24 protein-coding genes are annotated in these 21198 nt (G+C 28.1%); 18 read left to right on the forward strand and 6 right to left on the reverse strand.

Going from position 1 to position 21198, the window contains the following annotated elements:
• Positions 1 to 169: 169 nt before the first annotated feature.
• The 14 genes from ALEK_RS09560 (at position 170) to ALEK_RS09625 (ending at position 12355) form a co-directional block, all read left to right on the forward strand.
• Positions 170 to 1435 (forward strand): cobyrinic acid a,c-diamide synthase CobB, encoded by a 1266-nt coding sequence (locus ALEK_RS09560; RefSeq protein WP_071625387.1) that lies wholly within the window; start codon positions 170 to 172, stop codon positions 1433 to 1435.
• Positions 1425 to 2135 carry a precorrin-8X methylmutase gene (locus tag ALEK_RS09565; protein ID WP_071625386.1) on the forward strand — a complete coding sequence of 237 codons (711 nt, stop codon included), beginning with the start codon at positions 1425 to 1427 and terminating at the stop codon, positions 2133 to 2135. The genes ALEK_RS09560 and ALEK_RS09565 overlap by 11 nt, the downstream gene beginning before the upstream one ends.
• A complete protein-coding gene (locus ALEK_RS09570) occupies positions 2107 to 2604 on the forward strand; it encodes a (2Fe-2S) ferredoxin domain-containing protein (RefSeq protein ID WP_071625385.1) in 498 nt (165 codons plus the stop codon). The genes ALEK_RS09565 and ALEK_RS09570 overlap by 29 nt, the downstream gene beginning before the upstream one ends.
• Complete coding sequence (cbiD, locus tag ALEK_RS09575; protein WP_071625384.1) at positions 2604 to 3644, forward strand: cobalt-precorrin-5B (C(1))-methyltransferase CbiD; 1041 nt, start codon at positions 2604 to 2606, stop codon at positions 3642 to 3644. The genes ALEK_RS09570 and cbiD overlap by 1 nt, the downstream gene beginning before the upstream one ends.
• The gene (gene cbiT, locus ALEK_RS09580) at positions 3638 to 4819 is read left to right on the forward strand and encodes a precorrin-6Y C5,15-methyltransferase (decarboxylating) subunit CbiT (protein ID WP_071625383.1); all 1182 of its coding nucleotides are present in this window, start codon (positions 3638 to 3640) and stop codon (positions 4817 to 4819) included. The genes cbiD and cbiT overlap by 7 nt, the downstream gene beginning before the upstream one ends.
• A 2-nt stretch (positions 4820 to 4821) precedes the next feature.
• Positions 4822 to 5598, forward strand: a complete 777-nt coding sequence (locus ALEK_RS09585) for a cobalt-precorrin-4/precorrin-4 C(11)-methyltransferase (protein ID WP_071625382.1) — start codon at positions 4822 to 4824, stop codon at positions 5596 to 5598.
• Complete coding sequence (locus tag ALEK_RS09590; protein WP_071625381.1) at positions 5591 to 6607, forward strand: cobalt-precorrin 5A hydrolase; 1017 nt, start codon at positions 5591 to 5593, stop codon at positions 6605 to 6607. The genes ALEK_RS09585 and ALEK_RS09590 overlap by 8 nt, the downstream gene beginning before the upstream one ends.
• A gap of 41 nt (positions 6608 to 6648) precedes the next feature.
• Positions 6649 to 7440: a precorrin-3B C(17)-methyltransferase gene (locus ALEK_RS09595; protein WP_071625380.1), complete on the forward strand. Its 792-nt coding sequence runs from the start codon at positions 6649 to 6651 to the stop codon at positions 7438 to 7440.
• Positions 7441 to 7509: 69 nt separating this feature from the next.
• Complete coding sequence (locus tag ALEK_RS09600) at positions 7510 to 8097, forward strand: Crp/Fnr family transcriptional regulator (protein ID WP_071625379.1); 588 nt, start codon at positions 7510 to 7512, stop codon at positions 8095 to 8097.
• An 84-nt stretch (positions 8098 to 8181) separates the two neighbouring features.
• Entirely contained in the window at positions 8182 to 9384 is a 1203-nt protein-coding gene (locus ALEK_RS09605) for an Acg family FMN-binding oxidoreductase (protein ID WP_071625378.1), read from the forward strand.
• Between the two features lie 28 nt (positions 9385 to 9412).
• Entirely contained in the window at positions 9413 to 10297 is an 885-nt protein-coding gene (locus ALEK_RS09610; protein WP_071625377.1) for a helix-turn-helix domain-containing protein, read from the forward strand.
• An 89-nt stretch (positions 10298 to 10386) separates the two neighbouring features.
• The gene (locus tag ALEK_RS09615) at positions 10387 to 10677 is read left to right on the forward strand and encodes a putative quinol monooxygenase (RefSeq protein WP_071625376.1); all 291 of its coding nucleotides are present in this window, start codon (positions 10387 to 10389) and stop codon (positions 10675 to 10677) included.
• A 63-nt stretch (positions 10678 to 10740) separates the two neighbouring features.
• A complete protein-coding gene (locus tag ALEK_RS09620) occupies positions 10741 to 11547 on the forward strand; it encodes a class I SAM-dependent methyltransferase (protein ID WP_071625375.1) in 807 nt (268 codons plus the stop codon).
• Between the two features lie 61 nt (positions 11548 to 11608).
• Complete coding sequence (locus ALEK_RS09625) at positions 11609 to 12355, forward strand: metallophosphoesterase family protein (protein ID WP_071625374.1); 747 nt, start codon at positions 11609 to 11611, stop codon at positions 12353 to 12355.
• On the opposite strand, the gene ALEK_RS09630 is transcribed toward ALEK_RS09625, so the two are convergent.
• Entirely contained in the window at positions 12352 to 13947 is a 1596-nt protein-coding gene (locus tag ALEK_RS09630; protein ID WP_083574559.1) for a diguanylate cyclase domain-containing protein, read from the reverse strand. The two genes, ALEK_RS09625 and ALEK_RS09630, sit on opposite strands and share 4 nt — an antisense overlap.
• Before the next feature lie 148 nt (positions 13948 to 14095).
• On the opposite strand from ALEK_RS09630, the gene ALEK_RS09635 reads away from it, so the two are divergent.
• The 4 genes from ALEK_RS09635 (at position 14096) to ALEK_RS09650 (ending at position 16686) form a co-directional block, all read left to right on the forward strand.
• On the forward strand, positions 14096 to 14326 hold the full coding sequence (locus ALEK_RS09635) for a hypothetical protein (RefSeq protein WP_071625372.1): 231 nt from the start codon (positions 14096 to 14098) through the stop codon (positions 14324 to 14326).
• Between the two features lie 91 nt (positions 14327 to 14417).
• Positions 14418 to 15029, forward strand: coding sequence for an acyl carrier protein phosphodiesterase (locus ALEK_RS09640; protein ID WP_071625371.1), 612 nt, complete (start codon positions 14418 to 14420; stop codon positions 15027 to 15029).
• Positions 15030 to 15848 carry a helix-turn-helix domain-containing protein gene (locus ALEK_RS09645; RefSeq protein WP_071625370.1) on the forward strand — a complete coding sequence of 273 codons (819 nt, stop codon included), beginning with the start codon at positions 15030 to 15032 and terminating at the stop codon, positions 15846 to 15848.
• Between the two features lie 70 nt (positions 15849 to 15918).
• Entirely contained in the window at positions 15919 to 16686 is a 768-nt protein-coding gene (locus tag ALEK_RS09650; RefSeq protein WP_071625369.1) for a class I SAM-dependent methyltransferase, read from the forward strand.
• Between the two features lie 6 nt (positions 16687 to 16692).
• Here the strand turns inward: ALEK_RS09650 and ALEK_RS09655 are convergent, their stop codons facing one another.
• From ALEK_RS09655 to ALEK_RS09675, 5 genes are read right to left on the reverse strand one after another with little or no spacing between them, the layout of a single operon-like run.
• Entirely contained in the window at positions 16693 to 17652 is a 960-nt protein-coding gene (locus ALEK_RS09655) for a FecCD family ABC transporter permease (protein ID WP_071625368.1), read from the reverse strand.
• On the reverse strand, positions 17649 to 18347 hold the full coding sequence (locus ALEK_RS09660) for an ATP-binding cassette domain-containing protein (RefSeq protein ID WP_071625367.1): 699 nt from the start codon (positions 18345 to 18347) through the stop codon (positions 17649 to 17651). The genes ALEK_RS09655 and ALEK_RS09660 overlap by 4 nt, the downstream gene beginning before the upstream one ends.
• Entirely contained in the window at positions 18319 to 19158 is an 840-nt protein-coding gene (locus tag ALEK_RS09665) for an ABC transporter substrate-binding protein (RefSeq protein WP_071625366.1), read from the reverse strand. Before ALEK_RS09665 ends, ALEK_RS09660 begins: the two co-directional genes overlap by 29 nt.
• Before the next feature lies 1 nt (position 19159).
• Complete coding sequence (locus ALEK_RS09670) at positions 19160 to 20962, reverse strand: TonB-dependent receptor domain-containing protein (RefSeq protein WP_071625365.1); 1803 nt, start codon at positions 20960 to 20962, stop codon at positions 19160 to 19162.
• Positions 20955 to 21158, reverse strand: a complete 204-nt coding sequence (locus tag ALEK_RS09675; RefSeq protein ID WP_071625364.1) for a hypothetical protein — start codon at positions 21156 to 21158, stop codon at positions 20955 to 20957. The genes ALEK_RS09670 and ALEK_RS09675 overlap by 8 nt, the downstream gene beginning before the upstream one ends.
• Positions 21159 to 21198: the final 40 nt, after the last annotated feature.

Raw genomic sequence — 21198 nt, forward strand, 5'->3', positions numbered from 1 at the left:
ATCTTGTTTTCGTAAGCTGTCTTATGGTATAACATATTAATTTCAATTTTAGATAATTTATTTATTGTCGAGAACATCGCAATTGTTGACAATTTAAAATATCGTTTATTATACCCTCGTAGATTCTTCATACCCGTATTTTAACTAAAAAAAATAACAAAGAGGTAAAATGAAGGCTTTATGTGTTAGTGCTATATCTTCAAATGAAGGTAAAACACTCCTAACTACCGCACTTTTGCAAAATTTCAAAAAAAGCGTAAGAGCTTATAAAATAGGTCCAGATTATATTGACCCACAATTCCATAAAGCAATTTCAAAAAGAGATTCTGTAAACCTAGATTCTTTTATTATGAATGAAAATCAAGTTAATTGGATTTTTAATAAATACAATGACCAAGATATTTCAATACTTGAAGGAGTAATGGGATTTTATGATGGAATGGACAAAGGCTCATCAGCTTATGATGTAACAAAAGCTTTAAATGTTCCAACTGTTTTATTACTAGATGGATCTGGTTCTTATATTACAATTTCTGCAGTTCTTAAGGGATTAAAAACTTATAAAGATGATAATACTATTAAAGCAGTTGTTTTAAATAAACTATCTTCATCTATGCATTTTGCTCTTATTAAAAAACAAATAGAGAGTGATTTTGATGATGTTGCAGTTTTAGGTTGGATAAAAAAAGATTTACCAGCACTTAAAGAAACACATTTAGGTTTAGACCTAGTTGATGCAAATGAAGAATTACTTGAAAATATTTCTAATGAAATACTAGAAAATATTGATTTAGAAAAATTAGAAGAAATTTCACACTTCCAATCAAAACAAACTTCAGATTATCCTTTTGATACTTTTTCAAAAGTTAATAAAAAAATATCTATTATAAAAGATAAAAACTTTTCATTTATTTACCATGACAATATAGAGTTCTTAAAAGAATTGTTTGAACAAGTAGAATTTATTGATTCTACTAAAGATGAAGTAATTAGCCAAGACAGTGATATTGTATATATTCCTGGTGGGTATGTAGAAACTACTGAATCATATAATAGAATTAAAAACTCTAATAAATTTAAACAATCTCTAATTTCCCATGCTCAATCAAAACATATATATGCTGAATGTGCAGGATTATTGTATTTAGGTAAAAGCGTAGATGAAAAACAGATGTCAAATATATTAGATGTTGAATTTACACTTACACAAAAAAGAACTAGATTAGGATATTACTACTCTAGTGCTGGCCTTAAGGGCCATGCATTTCATTACACAAAACCCATAGATACAAAAGATGGGATTGATATTTTAAGTAAAAAGCCTTCGGGCAAAGGTGAGTATGGGAGTTGGAAATCTAATAAAATATTTGGAACATACTTACACACAATGTTTAGAAACAACACAAATTATATAAAGGATTATTTTGGAATTTAAAAGAGAAGAGCCACCAATTAATATTGGAGCAGATATTTCAGTAAGATCATTTGAAATGATTGAAGAAGAGTTAAAAGATTATGCTAAAGCAGATGAGTTCTCATATGAACAAAGAGAAGTTATTGCAAGACTTATTCATACAACTACTTGTTTTGAAGAAGTTTTAGACAATATTTACTTTTCAGATAATTCTATTGAGAAAATTCAAGGACTATTAAAAAACAAAGCTAAAATCATTGTTGATGTAAACATGATCAAAGTTGGTCTTAGTGATTTCTATTTAAAACAATACGAAACTGATGTTGTTTGTTATATTAATGAACCATTCACTTATGAAATGGCTGAGAAAAATAAAACTACTAGATCTTATGCTGCTGTTGTAGAAGCTATCAAAAAGCATAAAGACGAACCAATGGTATTAGCTTGTGGAAATGCTCCTACTTTTATTTATGCAGCAATTAATACATTATTAGAAGAAGGTGTAGATTTAAAAAATGTAGCACTTCTTTTATTCCCTGTTGGATTTGTAAATGTTGTTGAGTCAAAAGATTATGGAAGAAGATTTTGTGATCATTTTGATGTTGCAGGAATTATTATGCAAGGAAGATTTGGAAGCTCAACTATGACAGTTGCAACACTTCATGCTATTTTCAAATTAATCAAAGATTATGATGGAAGCGAAAAGTACAATGGAAAATAAATTACAAGACTTAACTACAGAAAAAAACATCAATATGATGGGTTCTGAAGTAGTTGATGGATTTGCTTGTAAACCAAAAAAACTTGTACCTAATAAACCTATTATGCACTTTAAAACACATATCTTTATTTGTAACGATGGAAGATGTGGTGGAGCTCATAAAAATGATGAGGTAGCAGCAGAGTTAAGAGATATTTTAAAAGAAGTAAATCTTGCAAAAGGTGAAACAAGAATCAAAATATCTAGAACAGGTTGTTTTGGAGCTTGTAGATTCAGATCAGTTGCTAATATTTTTGAAAATACAAGAGCTAATGGTTATGAACCAAACAATAACCTATGGCTTAGAAATATTCATAAATATACAAAAGAGCAATGGGTTGAATTATTTCATGCATTAGCTGAAAATAAAAATATAGATGATTTACCATTTAAACAAGTTCCAATAAGTGAACCATCAACATATAAATAATGCCTAAAAAACAAGAAGAAGAAAAAAGAGTTTTAAGAAAAGGTCTAACGACTGGAGTTCATGCTACATTAGCTTTTTCAAAAGCACTAGAAGCATTTCTTATTACAAAAGAGCCAAGTGTTACAATGATAAATAAAATCGATAACGATGATTTAGATGTAACAAAAGGCTGTGAGATAGTAATAAATGTGAGTGATAAAAAAGCTGATTTAATGGTAAGTGAGGTAGAACACAAACCTCAAGAATCAAGTGTGGGCACAAATAAATTGTATATTTATGCAGGTATTGGTGTTGGAGTGGTAACAAAAAAGGGGCTTAAGATATCTCCAGATTTTCCGGCTATTAACCCAGTACCCCTGGAGAATATACAAAATGTTTTTTTAAGACAAGTAGAGGAATATCATAATCTTACTATTCATTGTACTGTTTCAGTTACAAATGGAGAAGAGATTGCAAAACAAACTGCAAACTCAAAAGTAGGAGTACTTGGTGGTATCTCTATATTAGGAACATCTGGAATTGTAAAACCAGTATCTAGTACTGCTTATATTGATTCTGTTAAAACAGAAATTGAGTTTGCAAAACAAAATGGTTTTGAACCTCTTATTTTTACTCTTGGAAACTCTGCTTTTAGAGTATCAAAAGAGCGATATGTAGAAGAGCAAATAGTAGAAGTAGCAAACTTTGTATATGACTCAATAGAAATAGCAAGTGAACTTGAAGTTAAACAAGTGAAGTTTGTATGTGGTATTGGAAAAATGACTAAAGTCTATCAAGGTTTTAAAAATACCCATAATAGATTTGGGGTTATTGACTTTGTCTTATTACAAAAACATATAGAAGAAGAACTGGGATACAAAGTAGACATTGAATCTACAAAAACAGTAAAAGGTATATCTCAAGAGTTAGACAAAATCGGACTTATTGATGATTTATACACGATGATTACAAGAAAAGCAAATGAACAAATAAAAGAATGGTTTCCAAAGTCAAATGTGGAAGCTATTATATTAGAACAAAGGGAGGTTACTGGATGGTAACTATTGCTGGAAATGGAATGGGTGCTTATGATTTCACTAATCTAGAATTAAACTTCTGCGATTATGACAAAATCATTTGTGACCAAAACTTTACTGAAAATGGCAGAACAATTTTAAAACTAAAGTTTAAAGATGCCAAAGAGTATATATTAGAAAACTATGAAAAAGAGAATATCTTATATGTAGTTACAGGTTCACCTCTATTTTTCTCTGCGGGGACTTTAATAGCTAAAAGGCTTCCACGTGATCAAGTAAAGATGATAAATAATACTTCATCTAAGACTTATCTATTAGAGAAAGTATTCGTATCTGAGACTGATGTGAGTGTAGTATCTATACATGGAAGAACTGCTATAGACTTGACTGAGTTTATGAATAAAAAATATACATTTGTAGTATGTGATAAAAACTCTATTTCAAGATTACAAGAAGCTATAGAGTTTTACAAAGTTGGTAATATAAATACTACTATAGGTTATAAGCTTGGATATGAAGATGAGATTATAGAAGAAGTTAACCTATTTGATTTTGATGATAAAAAGTTTGATTTAGAACAACCTTTTGTATTACTACTTCAAAGAAACTTTGAGCATAAGAAAAATGTATGTGATGATTTAGAGTTTGAAACTGAACGTGGAATGATTACAAAGAAATACAAAAGACACTTAAGCTTACAAAACTTAGATTTAGAACCAAATCAGCTTTTATGGGATATAGGTGCAGGAAGTGGTTCTTGTGGTATAGAAGCATATAAAAGATACAAAGTAAAAACTATATTCTTTGAGAAGAACGAAACAAGAGTTGAATTCATCAAAGCAAACTTGACTGCTCATCATGTAAGTGATTGTAAACTTTATGTAGGTGAAGCACAAGAGATATACCCTACTTTAGAGCAAAACCCACAAAGAATCTTTGTAGGTGGTGGTGGAGAGAAAGTAATTGATACTTTGCCATATCTATATGAAAGACTAGATGTAAACGGAATAATGCTAATTAACGCTATTACATTAAAACACCTGAGCCAAATGATAAGTGTTTTAAATGAAGCAAAAATAGAATATGACACTCACTCTATTTCTCTTACTACTTATAAGGGTAAGTTAAATCTAGTAGAGCCTGAACGTCAACTATTCCAATTAAAAATATATAAGAAGAATAAAGAAGAGGAAGTATAAATATGATTTATTTTATAGGTGCAGGTCCTGGGGATCCTGATTTAGTTACAGTAAAAGCACAAAAGATTTTACAAAAAGCAGATGCTGTTTTATATACAGGTTCATTAGTACCAAAAGAAGTACTATCTTGGTGTAAAGAAGATGCTATTGTAGAAGATTCTCAAGGTATGAAATATCCTGAAATTTTTGAGTTCTTAGAAAAACATCAAGACAAACTTGTAGCTAGAGTACATACTGGCGATCCTTCTATTTATTCTACTATTGCAAAACAAATTGAGCATTTAAAAGAGCAAAATATTGAATACTCTGTAATTCCTGGTATTACTGCGGCATTTGGTGCGGCGGCTTCTTTAGGTATCGAATATACAATTCCTGGGGTTTCACAAACTGTAATACTTTCAAGAGTAGAAGGGAAAACTCCAAATCCTGAAAAACTAGAGAATATCTTAGCTTGTAAGAATTCATCATTGGCTTTTTACTTATCAATTTTATTACTTAAGAAACTAAAGAAAACAGCATTAGAGATGGACTACAGTCCTGATACTCCTTGTTGGGTAATTGAGAAAGCTACATGGGCTGAAGAGAAGATCTATAAAGGAACTATCTCAAATATTCACGAACAAGTAGGACATATTAGAGGTGTAGCTCTTATTTTATTTGGAGATTACTTACATCAAAAAGAAACAGAAGAGTCTCATCTTTATGTAAAACCACTTGTAAAAGAAGTAGAAGCTAAAAAAGAGATAAGAAAGAAAAAAAAGGAAGAAGCAAATGGATAAACTAAAAATTGCAGTAGTTACAATCAACCAGCCAAGTTTAACAGCTGCTTGTAACCTAGTACCATATTTACATGATTACCATGTAGATGTATTTGGAAAAAAAGATTTAGAACATAACTTAGAGCATTTAAACCTATATGGAAAAATCGATGAGATTATGCAACCAGCATGGGAAGGTTATGATGCAATTGTTTGTATCTTAGCTATGGGAGCAGTTGTTAGAAAGATTGCACCATTCTTAAAAGACAAAGCAACAGACCCAGCTGTAATCGTAATCAATTTAGCATTAGACAAAATCGTACCATTACTAAGTGGACACTTAGGTGGAGCAAATGAGCTAAGTGACACAATCGCTTCTAGAATTGAAGGTTGTGTAAACTTCGTATCAACAGCAACGGATCAGACTAAAACATTAGCCTTTGAGATGTTTGCTAAAAAAAATGATTTAGAAATTCATAACTTAAAAGAGTTAGCTCTAATCTCAAACTCTCTTTTAAATAAAAAAGATGTTGAGGTTCTAACTTGTGAAGCTATCTACGAAACTATTCCAAATAAAAAGAACTTAACAAGAGTAGAAGAACAAACAAGTGAGTTATGTGTGAATATTACTCCTTTTGATAGCCCTCTTCTTACTTTTAAACCTAAGGTATTTTTAGGAATTGGATGTAATAGAGATACATCTTGCAAAGATATTGAAGCTGGATTTTTATGGTTTTTAAAAGAGCATAAATTAAAAGTTGAGCAAATAGAAAACATAGCATCTTTTGAAGCAAAGGCTGATGAGGTAGGATTATTAGAGTTTGCAAAGAAATATAACTTTGATATTCAATTCTATAATGAAGAACAGATAAATGCGCTTCAAGGTGAATTTAGTCCATCGCAAGCTACTAAGTTCTTCGGACTTAAAGGAGTTAGTGAACCTTCTTCAATTTTATCATCAAAATACAATGAATTAATTATTCCAAAAAATGTATATGAGAAAAAAATTACAATTGCAGCTGCAGTATAAAAAAGAAATATAAAAAAATATAAAGAAAACAGGAAACAAAAATGGCAAAGAAATTATATATCGTATCAACAGGTGCAGGTGGGTTAGACTATATCTCACCAGCAGCACTAAGAGCTCTTAAAGAGTGTGAAGTAGTAGTATCTTATAGTAAATATGCTAGAGAATTGGGAAGTCTTATAGAGGGTAAAGAATTATTTACATCTGGAATGACTCATGAGATTGCAAGATGTGGACAAGCTATTGATTATGCGGAGCAAGGAAAAACAACTTGTATTCTTTCTAATGGAGATGTAAACGTATATGGTATGGCTACACTTGTAACTGAACTTATGGAAGAGAGAGATTTATGGGATGAAATCGAAGTTATTTCACTTCCTGGTGTTACTTCATTCTTAGCAGCAGCTTCAAAAGCCGGAGCTCCTGTATCTCAAGATTTCTCTATTATCTCATTATCTGATAGACTTACAGATATTAACCTAATTGACAAAAGAGTAAAAGCAGCACTTAATTGTGACTTTGTAACTGGAATTTATAATCCAAAATCAAAGAAGAGAATCTTACCTTACCAAAACTTTATGGCAGCACTTAAAGATGGATACCAAGATAGAATCGCAATTATTGCTTCAAATGTAGGAAGAGAAGGAAAAGAAAAGATTACAATCACAACTGCTCAAGATTTAATCGATCAAGATATAGAACACCCAGAAGTTACTATGTCAACACTAATCATCATTTGTAACTCAAATGCAAGATTAACTAAAAACAATCTAGTATTAACTCCTAGAGGGTATTTAAATAAATATGAATTATCTGGTGAGTTAAAAGCTAAATAGTTCTTTGAAAGATTAAAAGTCACTTGGCTTTTAATCTTCAATTTTATAAATCATTTTAAGGACAATTACTTGTTTACTAAATTCAAAGACTTTTTATTTACACATATAGATATAACTCAAGAAGAATGGAATCTAATAGAATCTAAACTTACTATTTCTACTTATAAAAAAAATGAACATATTTTAAATCATGAAGAAGTTTGTGACAAAATACGATTTATCAATAGTGGTATTACTCGTATGTATTATTTTGATGAAAATGCAAAAGAGTTTACTTGTCAAATTTCTACTAACTTGGAAGATTATATTATTGATAACTTTGCTATAGATTACCACAGTTTTACAACTCAAACAAAAAGTATGTCAAATATCGAAGTATTAGAAAATGCAGAGATAGTTGAAATATCTTTTGATGATGTAAAATATTTAGCTTCTAAAACTACTGCCTTCGAGCAACTACATACAAAAGTAACTCAACTAATACATGAATCAATGAGAAATGATTTGATAAATGTAAATACACTATCAAATGATGAAAGGTATGAGAACTTTATAGAGAAGTATCATTTAGTTCACAAGAATATTCCTCAATACATAATCGCTTCATTTTTAGGCATAACTCCAGTAGCTCTAAGTAGACTAAAAAAAAGAAAATAGATACAAAAAATTAACCAAGTATAATGAAATCATTTTTCATTTATTTTATACTTAATTCATAAAATAAACAAGAATGGATTTAAAATGAATAAACAAAGAAGAGATTTCATAAAAGTAGTTGGACTTACTACAGGTATTATATTAGCCCCTAGTTTAGCAAATGCATCAAAAGAAAATTATTTCCAAGATAACTACTGTGATAGCAATATCTTAAATAAATCATGGGAAGGTCATAATAAAGATGAACAAGATATACGAGTAAAAGTACTATCTTATTCGATACTAGCAGCTAATCCTCATAATACTCAAGCATGGCTTATAGATTTAAAAGAAGATCAGAGCATAGATTTATACGTAGATAAAACAAGAGTACTACCTCAAACTGATCCTTTTTATAGACAAATACATATAGGTCAAGGTACATTTCTTGAAAATCTTAGTATTAGTGCTTCTTATTTTGGATACAAAGCTCAAATTAACTACTTTCCAAATGGAGAATATTCAAATGAAACTTTAGAAGAAAAAGCAATTACTAATATCAAATTAATCAAAGATGAGTCTATTAAAAAAGATGAGTTATTTGACTTTATACTTTTAAGACATACAAATAAAAGAAAATATCAAAATTTGAAAATAGATGAAAAAAGAATAGCTATTTTAAAAAATGAACTTTCAAAAGTTTTAGATAATGATTCTTCTATAAAGATAACAAGTGACAAAAAGAAGATACAAAAGTTAAGCAAAATTGCAATAGAAGCAATGAGAATTGAAAACCTAGATAAACAAAGAGATTTAGAAACAATCAAAATGTTTAGATTTAATGATAGTGAAGTTAATCAGTATAGAGATGGATTTGGTTTTGCTCAAAATGGAAAATCCGGAATTACAAAGTTCTTATTAGAAAACTTCTTTGTATCACGAGAAGATGCAAAAAAAAATCCTCATACCTTTGCAAATGAAGGATTAAAAATAACAAAAGATCAAGCCTTATCAACAAATACCTATGCATGGTTAAGTACAAAAGGTAATTCTAGATTAGAACAAGTAAAAATAGGAAGAGTCTATTCTAGATTAAATCTAATAACAACATCTTTAGGAATTGCTATTCATCCAATGAGCCAAGTACTTCAAGAGTATAAAGATATGAATAAACTACAAGCAGAATTTTTAAAAGAAACTAACACAAAAGAAAATCATACGGTACAAATGTTTTTTAGAATTGGAAATGCTGAGAAAACTGAGCATACGGCAAGGAGAGATATAAAAGATTTTTATAAAGTAGTATAGTTTAAATATAAAATTTGTACAATAAGCCATGATTAACAATGAAAAACAAAACACACTTATAATTCCTCAAGGCTTAGATAATCAAGCAGGAGTTAAACAGATATTTAAATATCAAAATAACTCTACTATTTTATATAAATGCCTAGATTATAATCTTATAAACTTGGAGTTTTATACTCATACCCATTGTATTGTGTATAACTGCAATGGGGTTGAGACTATTACATCTTATGATTTTACTAGTGTGGACATAGGGAAAGCAGAACTTCTTTTTTTACCTAAAGATATGCATTTAATCTCTGATTTTATAAGTAATAATAAATCTTTAGAAGCTTATATGTTTTTTATAAATGATGATATTGTTGATAAATTTATCGCTGATAAAAAGATACAAAAATCAAAAGAAGAGAAAAAAGTGAGTTTTTATAAGATGAATGTAAATGACTCAGTTCTTAAATTTATAGAGTCTTTGACTTTAGTAAGTCAAAATCAATATGATTCAAAACAATTCTTAGAGATAAAACTATTAGAATTATTATATATAATTGATGCTATTGATGATAGATTAGTTCAATCATTGATGATAGAAAACAAAGACAAAGAAAAAAGAAATATTAAGTCTTTGATGAAAAAATATTATCTTTCAAACTTTACTATGAATGAATATGCCCTACTTTCAGGTAGAAGTCTGTCTACATTTCATAGGGATTTTAAAAAACACAATAACACTACCCCAAAACAATACTTACTAGATTTAAAACTAGAATACTCTAAAAATCAATTAGAAAGTGTAAATAAAACAGTAAGTGAAATATCTTCTGAAATAGGCTATGAAAACGTATCTCACTTTATAAAAGCTTTCAAAAGTAAATACAATATCACTCCAAAACAAATCTCAAAAAAGCAACTTTGACACAAAAACCGTATTTTTTATATTTTTTGAGTAGTTATAAAAATCTAATTCAAATATAATTTTCCTGAACTTAACAACAGGAGAATTAAATGGAAACAAAAGTGATTTTAACATTAACAGTTAAAGCAGACACAAAAAAAGAGTTTATGGAATTTTTAGATAAAAATGTACCAAATGTACGATCTTTTGAAGGATGCTCTCAAGTAAATTTATATTTTGATGAAAAAACAAATGAAATGGTAATTAGTGAAAACTGGCAATCAAAAACTCACCATGGCAAATATATTGAATTTATTTCAAAAAATGGTGTGATGCAAAGCCTAATCTCTTTTTTACAAAAAGAACCAAGTATTAAATACTATGAAGCACTTAAAATATAAGTATTAGATGTTTTTAAAATTATTTAATTATAATCTTATAAATTAAATATATAAAAGACAAACATGAATAATACAGACATAAAACAAATTATTGAAGATACATTTGATGATGTATCTTCTTTATATGATATAAACGAATATTTTTTAATAACTGCTAAAAAAATGGTTAACAACCTTGAGTACAAAGGATATCTTAATATATTAGATCTTTCTTGTGGTACGGGGAATGTAGCCCTTCTTTTAGCATCTAAGTTTAAGAACTCCAAAGTTATTGGTGTTGATATCTCATCATCAATGATAGAAGTAGCAAGTCAAAAAGCAAAAGATCTAAGACTTTCAAATGTACAATTCATTAAAGCTGACGTAGAAAATCTTGATTATGAAGATAAAACCTTTGATATTATTACTTGTGGTTTTGGACTATTTTTTTACTCTAATATGAATGAATCTCTAAAATCTTTTATGAAATTACTTAAAAATGATGGAGTATTTACATTCTCTTCTTTTACAAAAGAAGCCTTCAATCCTTATTCTGATATTTTCCTAGACTCTTTACATAAAGACTATGGTTTAAACTATCCTAAAGGTATTAATTTATTTTTAGAAACAGAAGATGAAATAAATGATTTAGTAAAAGCAGCAGGCAAATATCGACATAAAATTGAAAAATTAGAAATATCAAAATTGATTACAGTTGAGCAATGGTGGGATACATTAAACTCAGCAGGATACAAAGGAATGTTAAATCAACTCTCAAAAGATGATTTAGAAAAGTTTAAAACTGAACATTTCAAAGATGTATCAAAGTTTTGTAAAGATGGAAAAATCAACTTACAAACAGACACTTTTGTAACAAAGGTTTTTATCTAATTTATAAAAAATCTTCATTTAGTTATAATCCATTCTTAAAAATATACCATCAAGGAAATAAATGAAAATAGCTATTTTATCTGATATTAAATCTAATGTTTATGCTTTAGAAGCAGTAATTGCGGATGCAAAAAGTAGATCAGTAGATGCTATGTTAAATCTTGGGGATTCATTTTATGGACCAATTGAACCAAGAGCTACATACAATTTAATAAAAGAAAATCAATTTATTACAATTAGTGGAAATGAAGACAGACAAGTATTAGAAGCAACACCAGCACAACTAGAAGAGAATGAAACATTAAGATATACATATAATCAATTAGCTGATGATGTATTATATTGGATTCAAGACTTATCATTTGAAAAATTAATAGGACCTGATTATTATATGATTCATGGAACATATATGGATGATTCTTTATATATGTTAGAAGATGTAAGCTCTGGAAAACCAGTACTTAAAAATGATAAACAAATTTTAGAAATTATTGATGATATTAAATCTACATTTGTTATGTGTGGAAACTCTGGGCTTCCTAGATGTACAACACTATCATCAGGACAGGTTATAATTAACCCAGGAGCTGTTGGATTACAAGCTTTTAAATCAAATGTACCAAATGATCATATTATTGAAAACAACACTCCTGATGCATCTTATGTGATTTTAAACGTAGAAGACAATCAATATAGTGTAGAACCAATTAGAGTAGCTTATGATTACGAAAAAGCTGCATTAAAAGCAGAAGAGAATAATAGAGCAGATTGGGCACATAGTTTAAGAACTGGAAAAGTTCTAAACTAGGCCTTATAAAATTTTATAGTATTTTTACCAGCAGCTTTGGCAGAGTACATTGCCATATCTGCTGATTTTAAAATCTTGTTATATTTATCCCCATCTTTTGGGAACAGTGCAATTCCAGCACTTCCTGAAAGTTTTAACTTTACATCACCATATAAAGTATATTCAGTAAATACATCTTCGAATAGTTCTTCAACTTTTCTTTTAATTTCATCTTTATCACTAATATTCCTGAAAAGAATAACAAACTCATCTCCTGCTAACCTAGCTGGAACAGCATCATGTAAGCATTCTATATCATAAATAGAAGTAGTTTTTGACTCATTTGAAAAAGAAAAATGTTTCATTAGTCTTTGTGCAAACATAGATAGTAATTCATCCCCTGCTCTATGTCCATGGGTATCATTAACTTCTTTAAATCCATCAAAATCAATAAATACTAAAGCACCTTTTTGATTGTTTTTTTTCATCTTATCAAAAGATTTATTTATTAATTCATAAAAATAGTTTCTATTTGGTAATCCTGTATTCATATCAGTATAAGCAAGACGTGTAATAGATTTATTATTGTCATCAATTTTATCCATCATTTTAATAAAGCCATTTTTTAATTCTCTAATTTCTAAAGGCATTATTTTTGAAGTATTAAACTCAATTTTAGTTTCATTTCTACCTTTTCCAATAGCTCTAATTACAGAAGATAATCTCTCTAATGGATTAATAAGTAAAAAAGAAATTGGAATAGTAATTAATAATGCTAGACCTAAACCAAGAAGTAATACATACATTGCCATTTCATCAATACTTTTTGCTTTATTTTTTAACTCAGATACTGGTTGAGGAACCATTACTCCCCAGTTTGAACCAGATACAGAAGTATATCCCGCAATCATATCGTCTTTTAAAGCAGGAGAATAAAATATCTCAATACCAGTTTGACCTGACATCATTTTTTGAACAGCACTAACTTTTGATATATTTTTTCGGCTTTTAATCCATGAATCTAAAGGATGAGCAAGAACATTACCTTCTTGATCAACAACAGCAGCATGTCCTTTCTTACCAAAGGCAACCTTTTTTCCCATTTGAACAATATAATCAGTTGATAAATAAGCAATTATAAAATTATCACCTTTTTCTTTTAATCCTAAAAGAATTGGTCCAGTATTCATACTCTTATCTTCTGTCACCGTTGATAAAACAATTTGATCTTTTTTTATAGATGCAATTGCAAGTTCTAATATATGTGGTGAAACTTTTGTTTGACAAATAGTCTCTCTTATAGAAAGACAGTTTAGTACATCACCTTTTTTTGATACTTCTAGAACAGATTGATAACCATAACTTTTAAATATAGTTTTGATAGATTCACTTTCTTTATCAATATCATCATTTAATATAACTAGAACTCCAGTCACATCTTTGTAGTATCTCTCAAATGCACCCGCAAGATTTTTGGCAATAAGTAAGTGTCTTTCTTTTACATCGTTATATTCTGATTCTAATGCTTTTGAGTATGGCCACATCCAAAATAGTATTAAAGGGATCAATGCTACTAATGAAAAAGTGACTATAAATAGATAACGTAAACGCATATTTGGTTTTCTTTCAAATAAATTTTATATAAGTAACTTCTATCTTACCATAAACTTATATTGCTAGAAATTAATTGATATTCTTCCTTATAATAGATTTTTTACCAAAATTTCTATACAATACGAAAAATATTTATCAAGGTAAGTTATGTCAAGAAAAAACACTTCAAGTGTAGATACTACAAAAGGTGACAAGATTGCTAGAAAAAGCAATGAAAACAAAAACGAAATTCCAGTTTCTTTTAACCAAAAAGAGGTTTCAGAACAAGTAATTAATGCTAGAAAAGGTTCAAACGTAGATTTAAATAAAGCCAAAGCTAAGAAAAAAGCTAAAATGGCAAAAGCATCTAAAAAGAAAAATAAACCTAAAAAGAAATAATTCTTTTTAAATAAGAAAGAGTACAACTCTTTTCTTATTTACACTATTACACACTTCTAAAAATTCTCTCACTTATTAACTAAGGACTAAAATGAACTGGTTAGCTCATGTATTTTTATCTGAACAAAACATAGATTTTCAAGTAGGAAATTTTATATCAGACCCACTTAAAGGTAAAGCATGGGAAAATGCAAGTGAAGATATAAAAAAAGGTATGGAAGTTCACAAAATCATAGATTCTTACACCGATTCACATGCTGTATTTAAACAAAGCAAAAAAAGACTAAAAGATAAGGGTTTATTAAAAGCTGTTATTGTTGATTTTACTTATGATTATTTATTAGCTAAAAACTGGGATAAATTTTGCAATATTGAACTAAATGAGTTTATGAATGATTTTTATAAAAATGCAGAAAAAAGAAAAATAGATTACCCAAGTAGACCAAAAGAAATAGTATCAAATATGGTTTCAAGGGATTTACTAAACTATCAAGACCTAAATCATCTTAAACAAGCTTTTGTAAGACTAGACAGAAGATTATCTGAGCGTTTATCAAAAAGAGATAGTGCAATTTCTTATTATGAAATAGCACAAGATAAAATGCCTCAATTAGAAGAAGACTTCTTAGAATTTTTTCCTGATTTAATACAAAAAGTAAAAGAGAATACAGATATAAACAAACTTTTCCACTGGAAGATATAAATGTCTAATAAAATCTTCAAAAAAGAAAAACTTCCTTTTATTGAAATAAGATATATACACGATGTAAGAAGTTGTGAGAAAAAACACTCCCATAAAGAACTAGTATTTACTGCAATTAAACAAGGAAGTATTGATATTATTTTTGAGAATAAAACAGATTCATTAAAGCCAAATGAATTATCAATAATAAATCCTCAAGAAATACATTGTGCACAGCTTCATGATAATTTATGTAAACATTGTTATGTTATGTATTTAGATAATACATTGATGAGTGATTTGCAAAACTCTTTATTTGAAGATAATATCGAATATTTACTATTTAATACTTCTTTAGTTAAAGACAAAAGAGTCCATAAGACTTTTGTTTCTTTATGTGAAAGCTTTTTCTCAAATGACACAGACTCAATTGAAAAAGAAGAAAATTTAATAGAATTCATATTATCACTACTTAAACAATATACTTCAAAAACTTTATTCAAAAAAACTGATAATAAAAACTCCATTCAAGCAAAAAAAATAGAAAAATACTTATTAGAAAATATTGAAGATGATATATTATTAGAAGATATTTCCCAATATATGGACTTATCAATTGTTCATATTTTAAGAATATTCAAAAAAGAGTTTGGTTTACCTATTCATTCATATCTAATAAATAAAAAAGTACATATTGCAAAGGACTTATTAGCTAAAAATATTGCTATAAGTGAAGTAGCTCAAAGAAGCGGATTCTTCGATCAAAGCCACTTAAATAGATCTTTTAAAAGAGTCTTTCAACTAACACCAAAAGAGTATCAAAAAAACATCTTTTCTTAAAATGTTAATTTTGTACAAGCTTTAAATTTTTATATTTTATAAACTTCTTTTATCAAACAAAGGAGTATGTATGAATATACAAAAACAACATAATGAAAAAATCATAGAACAATTCTCAAAACAAGCTGTACCCTTTACAACAATAGAAGGTCACTACGATAGTGTAGATACTATTATCTCTATGTGTGAGCTAAAATCATATCATAAAGTTCTAGATATCGCTTGTGGTACAGGTATCGTTACTTGTGAGTTTGCAAAGCATGCAAAAGAAGTAATAGGATTAGATATCACAGAAGGGATGTTAAATCAAGCTAGAAAACTACAAAAAGAAAAAGAACTAAACAATATAAATTTTAGAAACTCAAATGTTGAAGTTTTACCTTTTGAGGATAATAGTTTTGATATAGTATTTACTCGATATAGTTTTCATCATTTCTTAGATACACAAAAAGTATTTGATGAGATGTTAAGGGTTTGTAAAAAAGATGGGAAGATTATTATTGTAGATGTCTCACTTAAACAAAGTGTTTCATTAGCTTATAACCAAATGGAAAAACTAAGAGATCCATCTCATACTAAAGCTTTAACATTTGAAGAGTTTAACAATCTTTTTGATAATAGTGAGTTAAAAAATCATAAAGAAAGTTCATATAAAGTCAATCTAGAATTAGAAAAACAATTAGAAGCATCTTTCCCAAATAAAGGTGATGAAGATAAAATAAGAAAAATATTTCAAGAAGATATTAAAACAAATGCTTTAGGAGTAGAATCTTATAAAAAAGATGGAAAAATATACTTTTCATACCCTATTAGTATATTTTTAGCCCAAAAGAAATAGAAGAGTTTAAGCTCTTTTATTTCTCTTTATAAGTAAATATACAAAGAATGGCGCCCCAATAAAGGCAGTAACTACACCAATTGGAATACTTGAAGCTGTATTTAAATTCCTAGCTATTAAATCAGAAACAACTAAAAATATTCCCCCATAGAAAAATACTGGAAAGATTAGCTTATCTGCACTTTGTTTGTAAATAAGTTTTATAATATGAGGAACTACAAGCCCAACAAAACCAATAGGTCCCACAAAACTAATACTAATACCAACAACAAGTGAGATAACAACTAAAAGTAAAAGATTTAATTTATGTACATTTAGACCTTTTAAAAATGCTGTATCATTTGAGATTAGAAGAAGTTTTATTTTTGCTCTATTTTTATAAATAGTAAAATACATAATCATTGCAGTAACAAATACTGTAATTGAGCTAGTAAATCCAACAGTATCTAAACTACCAAGGGTAAATCTAACAATAGAGTAGTTTTGCTCCAAATTACTCATATAAAACACTAGAAGTAGCACAGAAGAGTAAAAGTACGATAATGCAATACCTATTAGAAGTATTGAGTTAGTTGAGACTGCAATAGAATCTTTATTTATTCTACGTGATATAAAATACAAAATAGTAATAGTAAATAATGAACCTAAAGCAGATGAAAAAGACAATAACATAGTAGGAAAAAATACTATTGAAATAGCTGTAAACATAGTAGTTCCACTAGCAATTCCCAAAGTATAGGGAGTTATCAAAGCATTTTTAAAAATGATTTGAAATATTAAACCACTTAAAGCTAAAATCCCACCAACAAAAAAGGCCAATAAAACTCTAGAGATTCTCAAATCCCAGAATACTTTATAAGTAATACTTGAAGAATCAAATATTTCATTTAAGTTAAGTGCTATTTCTCCTAGAAATGGCGCGATTAGTAGAATAAATATACTTACAATAAATAGTGCTTTTTTCATAGATTTACCACCAAGTGTTCATCTATTTTGGAAATAGTATTATTGTAAAACCTTTTTAGATTTTCATTTGAAAAGAACTCATCATGTTCTCCATAAAATTCTATCTCTCCATCTTTTAAATACAATACTTTATATTTTAAAGCATAGGCTAAATCAAGATTATGAGTAATTACTATTTTTTGTTGAAGCATAGGTGATTGTAAAATATCATAGACTTCTTTTAGTCTGCTAATATCTAAATTTGCAGTAAGTTCATCAAAAATAGTGATTTTTGCATCATGCATAATACTTGAAGCTAAAAGTAACAGTTGTTTTTCCCCTGAAGAAAAAGCTTTACAATATCTATTTTCTAGTTTCTCTAGTTTTAAAAGTTTGATTAATTTTGTAATCTTTTCATTGTCAACTGATGTAATAGAAGCTAGTTCCATAAACTCTCGTAAAGTAAGATATTCATCGAATATTTCTAGTTTTGGAGGTATGTAGTTTATTAAAGTAGCTCTTTTATTATCAGCAATTGAGTCAAGTTTTTCACCAAAAAGTTTAACATCTTGGTTTTCTATTAAGTTTGATAAAACCTTAGCTAGTGTGGACTTTCCAGCACCATTTTCACCTAGGATTATTAAGTTGTCATTATCATTTAGTTGGAAAGTAATATTATTTAGAATATCACTTTTGTAGTTGTTTATCTCTAACATTATTTAGTATCTTTTTAAAATCTCTTATAAAATATATAACCCTATGACTAGGAATTCCTGAATATGTTTTGTCAATAATATAAATATCTTTATTTATACTTGCATTTACTGGAAGTGTTTGCCAAAGTGTTTTTAGTCTTTCTTGTTCTTCTATCTTACCATCTAAAAATGGCGATAAAAGCACTATTATATCAGGATTCATATTTATTATCTTCTCAGAGTTTACAACTGGTTGATTTGTACTTTCAGAGTAGTAGGCATTTTTGTTATTTGAAGCTTTTAAAACATCTTCAAAATATAGATTATTACCTGCAATATAGATTTGATTATTTAGATTTTTTCGTGGACCTATTACTGTTAAGATTTTTTTATTCTTTACAATATTCGATAGTGAAGCTAAAGATTCATCAATTGTTTTTACAAGCTCGTTTGCTTTTTCATCTCTTTTAAAATATTTTCCAAGAGTAGTAATAGTTTTTTTAATAGATGAAATTGTATCTGTTTTAAAAATTAATGTATTAATTCCTAAAGCTTTTAAATTACGAAGAAGTTTTTCATCATAATTTTGAGTAATTACAACAGTAGGTTTATAAGCTATAATTTTCTCTAGTGAGATAGTAGCGTAACCACCTACTTTAGGAATAGATTTTGATTCTTCAGGATAATCACTATATTGAGTATTAGCCACAATATTCTTGCCCTCACCTAAAGCAAATACTATTTCATTTATTGAAGGAGAGAGAGTTATTATTCTCTGCTCTCCAAATAAATTTATACATGATATTAAAAGTATAAATATTAGTTTATTCATATTAGAATGTTGCCTTTAATCCTACGTATCCACTTCTTTCAGGTGTTGCATACCCATCAATGTTTTGGTAGTATTTATCAAATAAGTTATCAATTTTTAAATATGTAGAAAACGTTTTATTAATTTCATAATTAACTACTGAATTCCAAACAGTATAGTTTCCAGTTTCTGCACCTGTCTTATTAGCACCATCATATCTAGTTCCAACATAAGATCCATTTACATTAAAATGAAATTTGTCAAATCCATAATAATCAACAGCAAAACCTAATTCTCTTTTTGCTCTTCTTGATAAATCTTGGTCTTTATTATCTTTAGCACTTAAATGTAGATAGTTTAAAGATAGTAATGTATTTTCTGTAATATCTTTATTATAAGAAAGTTCATAACCTTTAAGTTTTGTTTCCCCATCTAGGTTTTCATACTGAGTATTTGGCCATGAACCAGATACGTATTGAATCATATCAGTAATTCTACTTTCAAAATATGTTACTTTAAAATTTTTATATTCAACATTTAAATCTAAAGATTTTGTAGTTTCAGGTTTTAATGTAGGAGTATAATTTAAATTACTAAGAGTTGGCGCATTATATGCTGTTCCGTAGTTAGCACTTACATTTAAATCATCTGATACTAAATATTTAGCACCAATTTTACCAGTAATTTTTTCTTTAAACTTACTATTATCATCAAATCTTAATGTTTGAGCAAAAATTAAATTACCAAATCTATTTGAATTTGATAGGAAAACAGCTTTAGTATTAAATTTAAGTTCACTAGAAGAGTATTCAAAATTTTGTTTATTTAAACCTACTAATAATTTTCCATTATCTGTATAATCAATATCACTTTGTAAAGCAAATTCATTTACTGAACTAATAGCATTAAAAGTACCTTGAGTTCTATCAAATCTTGATTGTTGAGCATTAAGTTTAATTTGATAAATATCTGATTTATGAGTATAACTTGCAGATTTTAAATATTGCTTGAAAAAACCTTTTTTAGTTGTATCATCAGATGAACTATTATCATATTTATATTCAGAATCAATCTTTTTATATAAAAGCTCAATTAAATCATTATCACTAAGATTTAAACCTGCTTGAATATTATATGTATTATTTGAATATCCATCTTTATCATAACCTAATTCATCACCTCTTTTTCCATAGTCAGCTGAACCTTTTTTTGCTTCAAAGGCACTATATCCTTCAGTGTCAACTCTATATGCACCAACTTTGATATAACCTTTTTCTGTTCTATTTGACACATTTGCTGATATTTTCTTTGTATGAAAACTACCATATTCTACAGCCACATTACCATGAAGACCTTTCTTTGCCTTTGATGTAATAATATTTACAACACCACCACTAGCATCTGCACCCCAAATTCCAGATTGAGCTCCTTTTACTACTTCAATAGATTCGATATCATCTATTAAAAGTTGAGCAATATTTGCACCACTTAAACCTGCTGTTTCGTTATATCTAATACCATCAATTAAAACTAATATTCGCTTTCCACTTACACCTCTAATTGTAAGATTATCTAATTGTCCTAATCCACCATTACTTGTAAGATTAACACCTGGAATTGTATTAAGAGCTTGACTAACACTATTAAAGTTTTTTTCTTGAATGTCTTCTTTTGTAATTACATCAATATTTGAAGTTACATCTTTAATTGATTGTTCTGATTTAGTTGCACTATATACAGTAATTTCTGATAAGTTTTCGTTTGAGTATAAGTTTGTTGCTAGTAGTAAGCCTGCAACTAGGCTTGAAGTTTGTATTTTATTCATTTATGTTTCCTGAGTTTACCTTATTGGGGTAATCTTTATTAATTGGTTTTAATTCTTTTAAAAGTAGACATTTAAAAATTGATGGAAAACTAATAGTTAATAGATTAAGAATCAAGCTGTAAATAGAGTTTAGTTTTGTATTAGTAGTAGCTAGTAAAATACCCAATTGAGTAAAATATTTTTTTGATTTATTCATACTATATCATTCCTTCGTTTTAATTTTTACTTTAAAAGTT

It is taken from the genome of Poseidonibacter lekithochrous (assembly GCF_013283835.1).
GTDB lineage: Bacteria > Campylobacterota > Campylobacteria > Campylobacterales > Arcobacteraceae > Poseidonibacter > Poseidonibacter lekithochrous.

Coding starts and splice junctions, on each gene's coding strand:
- ALEK_RS09560 (WP_071625387.1), top strand. CDS start 170: ATGAAGGCTTTATGTGTTAGTGCTATATCTTCAAATGAAGGTAAAACA.
- ALEK_RS09570 (WP_071625385.1), top strand. CDS start 2,107: ATGGAAGCGAAAAGTACAATGGAAAATAAATTACAAGACTTAACTACA.
- cbiD (WP_071625384.1), top strand. CDS start 2,604: ATGCCTAAAAAACAAGAAGAAGAAAAAAGAGTTTTAAGAAAAGGTCTA.
- cbiT (WP_071625383.1), top strand. CDS start 3,638: ATGGTAACTATTGCTGGAAATGGAATGGGTGCTTATGATTTCACTAAT.
- ALEK_RS09585 (WP_071625382.1), top strand. CDS start 4,822: ATGATTTATTTTATAGGTGCAGGTCCTGGGGATCCTGATTTAGTTACA.
- ALEK_RS09590 (WP_071625381.1), top strand. CDS start 5,591: ATGGATAAACTAAAAATTGCAGTAGTTACAATCAACCAGCCAAGTTTA.
- ALEK_RS09595 (WP_071625380.1), top strand. CDS start 6,649: ATGGCAAAGAAATTATATATCGTATCAACAGGTGCAGGTGGGTTAGAC.
- ALEK_RS09605 (WP_071625378.1), top strand. CDS start 8,182: ATGAATAAACAAAGAAGAGATTTCATAAAAGTAGTTGGACTTACTACA.
- ALEK_RS09610 (WP_071625377.1), top strand. CDS start 9,413: ATGATTAACAATGAAAAACAAAACACACTTATAATTCCTCAAGGCTTA.
- ALEK_RS09615 (WP_071625376.1), top strand. CDS start 10,387: ATGGAAACAAAAGTGATTTTAACATTAACAGTTAAAGCAGACACAAAA.
- ALEK_RS09620 (WP_071625375.1), top strand. CDS start 10,741: ATGAATAATACAGACATAAAACAAATTATTGAAGATACATTTGATGAT.
- ALEK_RS09625 (WP_071625374.1), top strand. CDS start 11,609: ATGAAAATAGCTATTTTATCTGATATTAAATCTAATGTTTATGCTTTA.
- ALEK_RS09630 (WP_083574559.1), bottom strand. CDS start 13,947: ATGCGTTTACGTTATCTATTTATAGTCACTTTTTCATTAGTAGCATTG.
- ALEK_RS09635 (WP_071625372.1), top strand. CDS start 14,096: ATGTCAAGAAAAAACACTTCAAGTGTAGATACTACAAAAGGTGACAAG.
- ALEK_RS09640 (WP_071625371.1), top strand. CDS start 14,418: ATGAACTGGTTAGCTCATGTATTTTTATCTGAACAAAACATAGATTTT.
- ALEK_RS09645 (WP_071625370.1), top strand. CDS start 15,030: ATGTCTAATAAAATCTTCAAAAAAGAAAAACTTCCTTTTATTGAAATA.
- ALEK_RS09650 (WP_071625369.1), top strand. CDS start 15,919: ATGAATATACAAAAACAACATAATGAAAAAATCATAGAACAATTCTCA.
- ALEK_RS09655 (WP_071625368.1), bottom strand. CDS start 17,652: ATGAAAAAAGCACTATTTATTGTAAGTATATTTATTCTACTAATCGCG.
- ALEK_RS09660 (WP_071625367.1), bottom strand. CDS start 18,347: ATGTTAGAGATAAACAACTACAAAAGTGATATTCTAAATAATATTACT.
- ALEK_RS09665 (WP_071625366.1), bottom strand. CDS start 19,158: ATGAATAAACTAATATTTATACTTTTAATATCATGTATAAATTTATTT.
- ALEK_RS09670 (WP_071625365.1), bottom strand. CDS start 20,962: ATGAATAAAATACAAACTTCAAGCCTAGTTGCAGGCTTACTACTAGCA.
- ALEK_RS09675 (WP_071625364.1), bottom strand. CDS start 21,158: ATGAATAAATCAAAAAAATATTTTACTCAATTGGGTATTTTACTAGCT.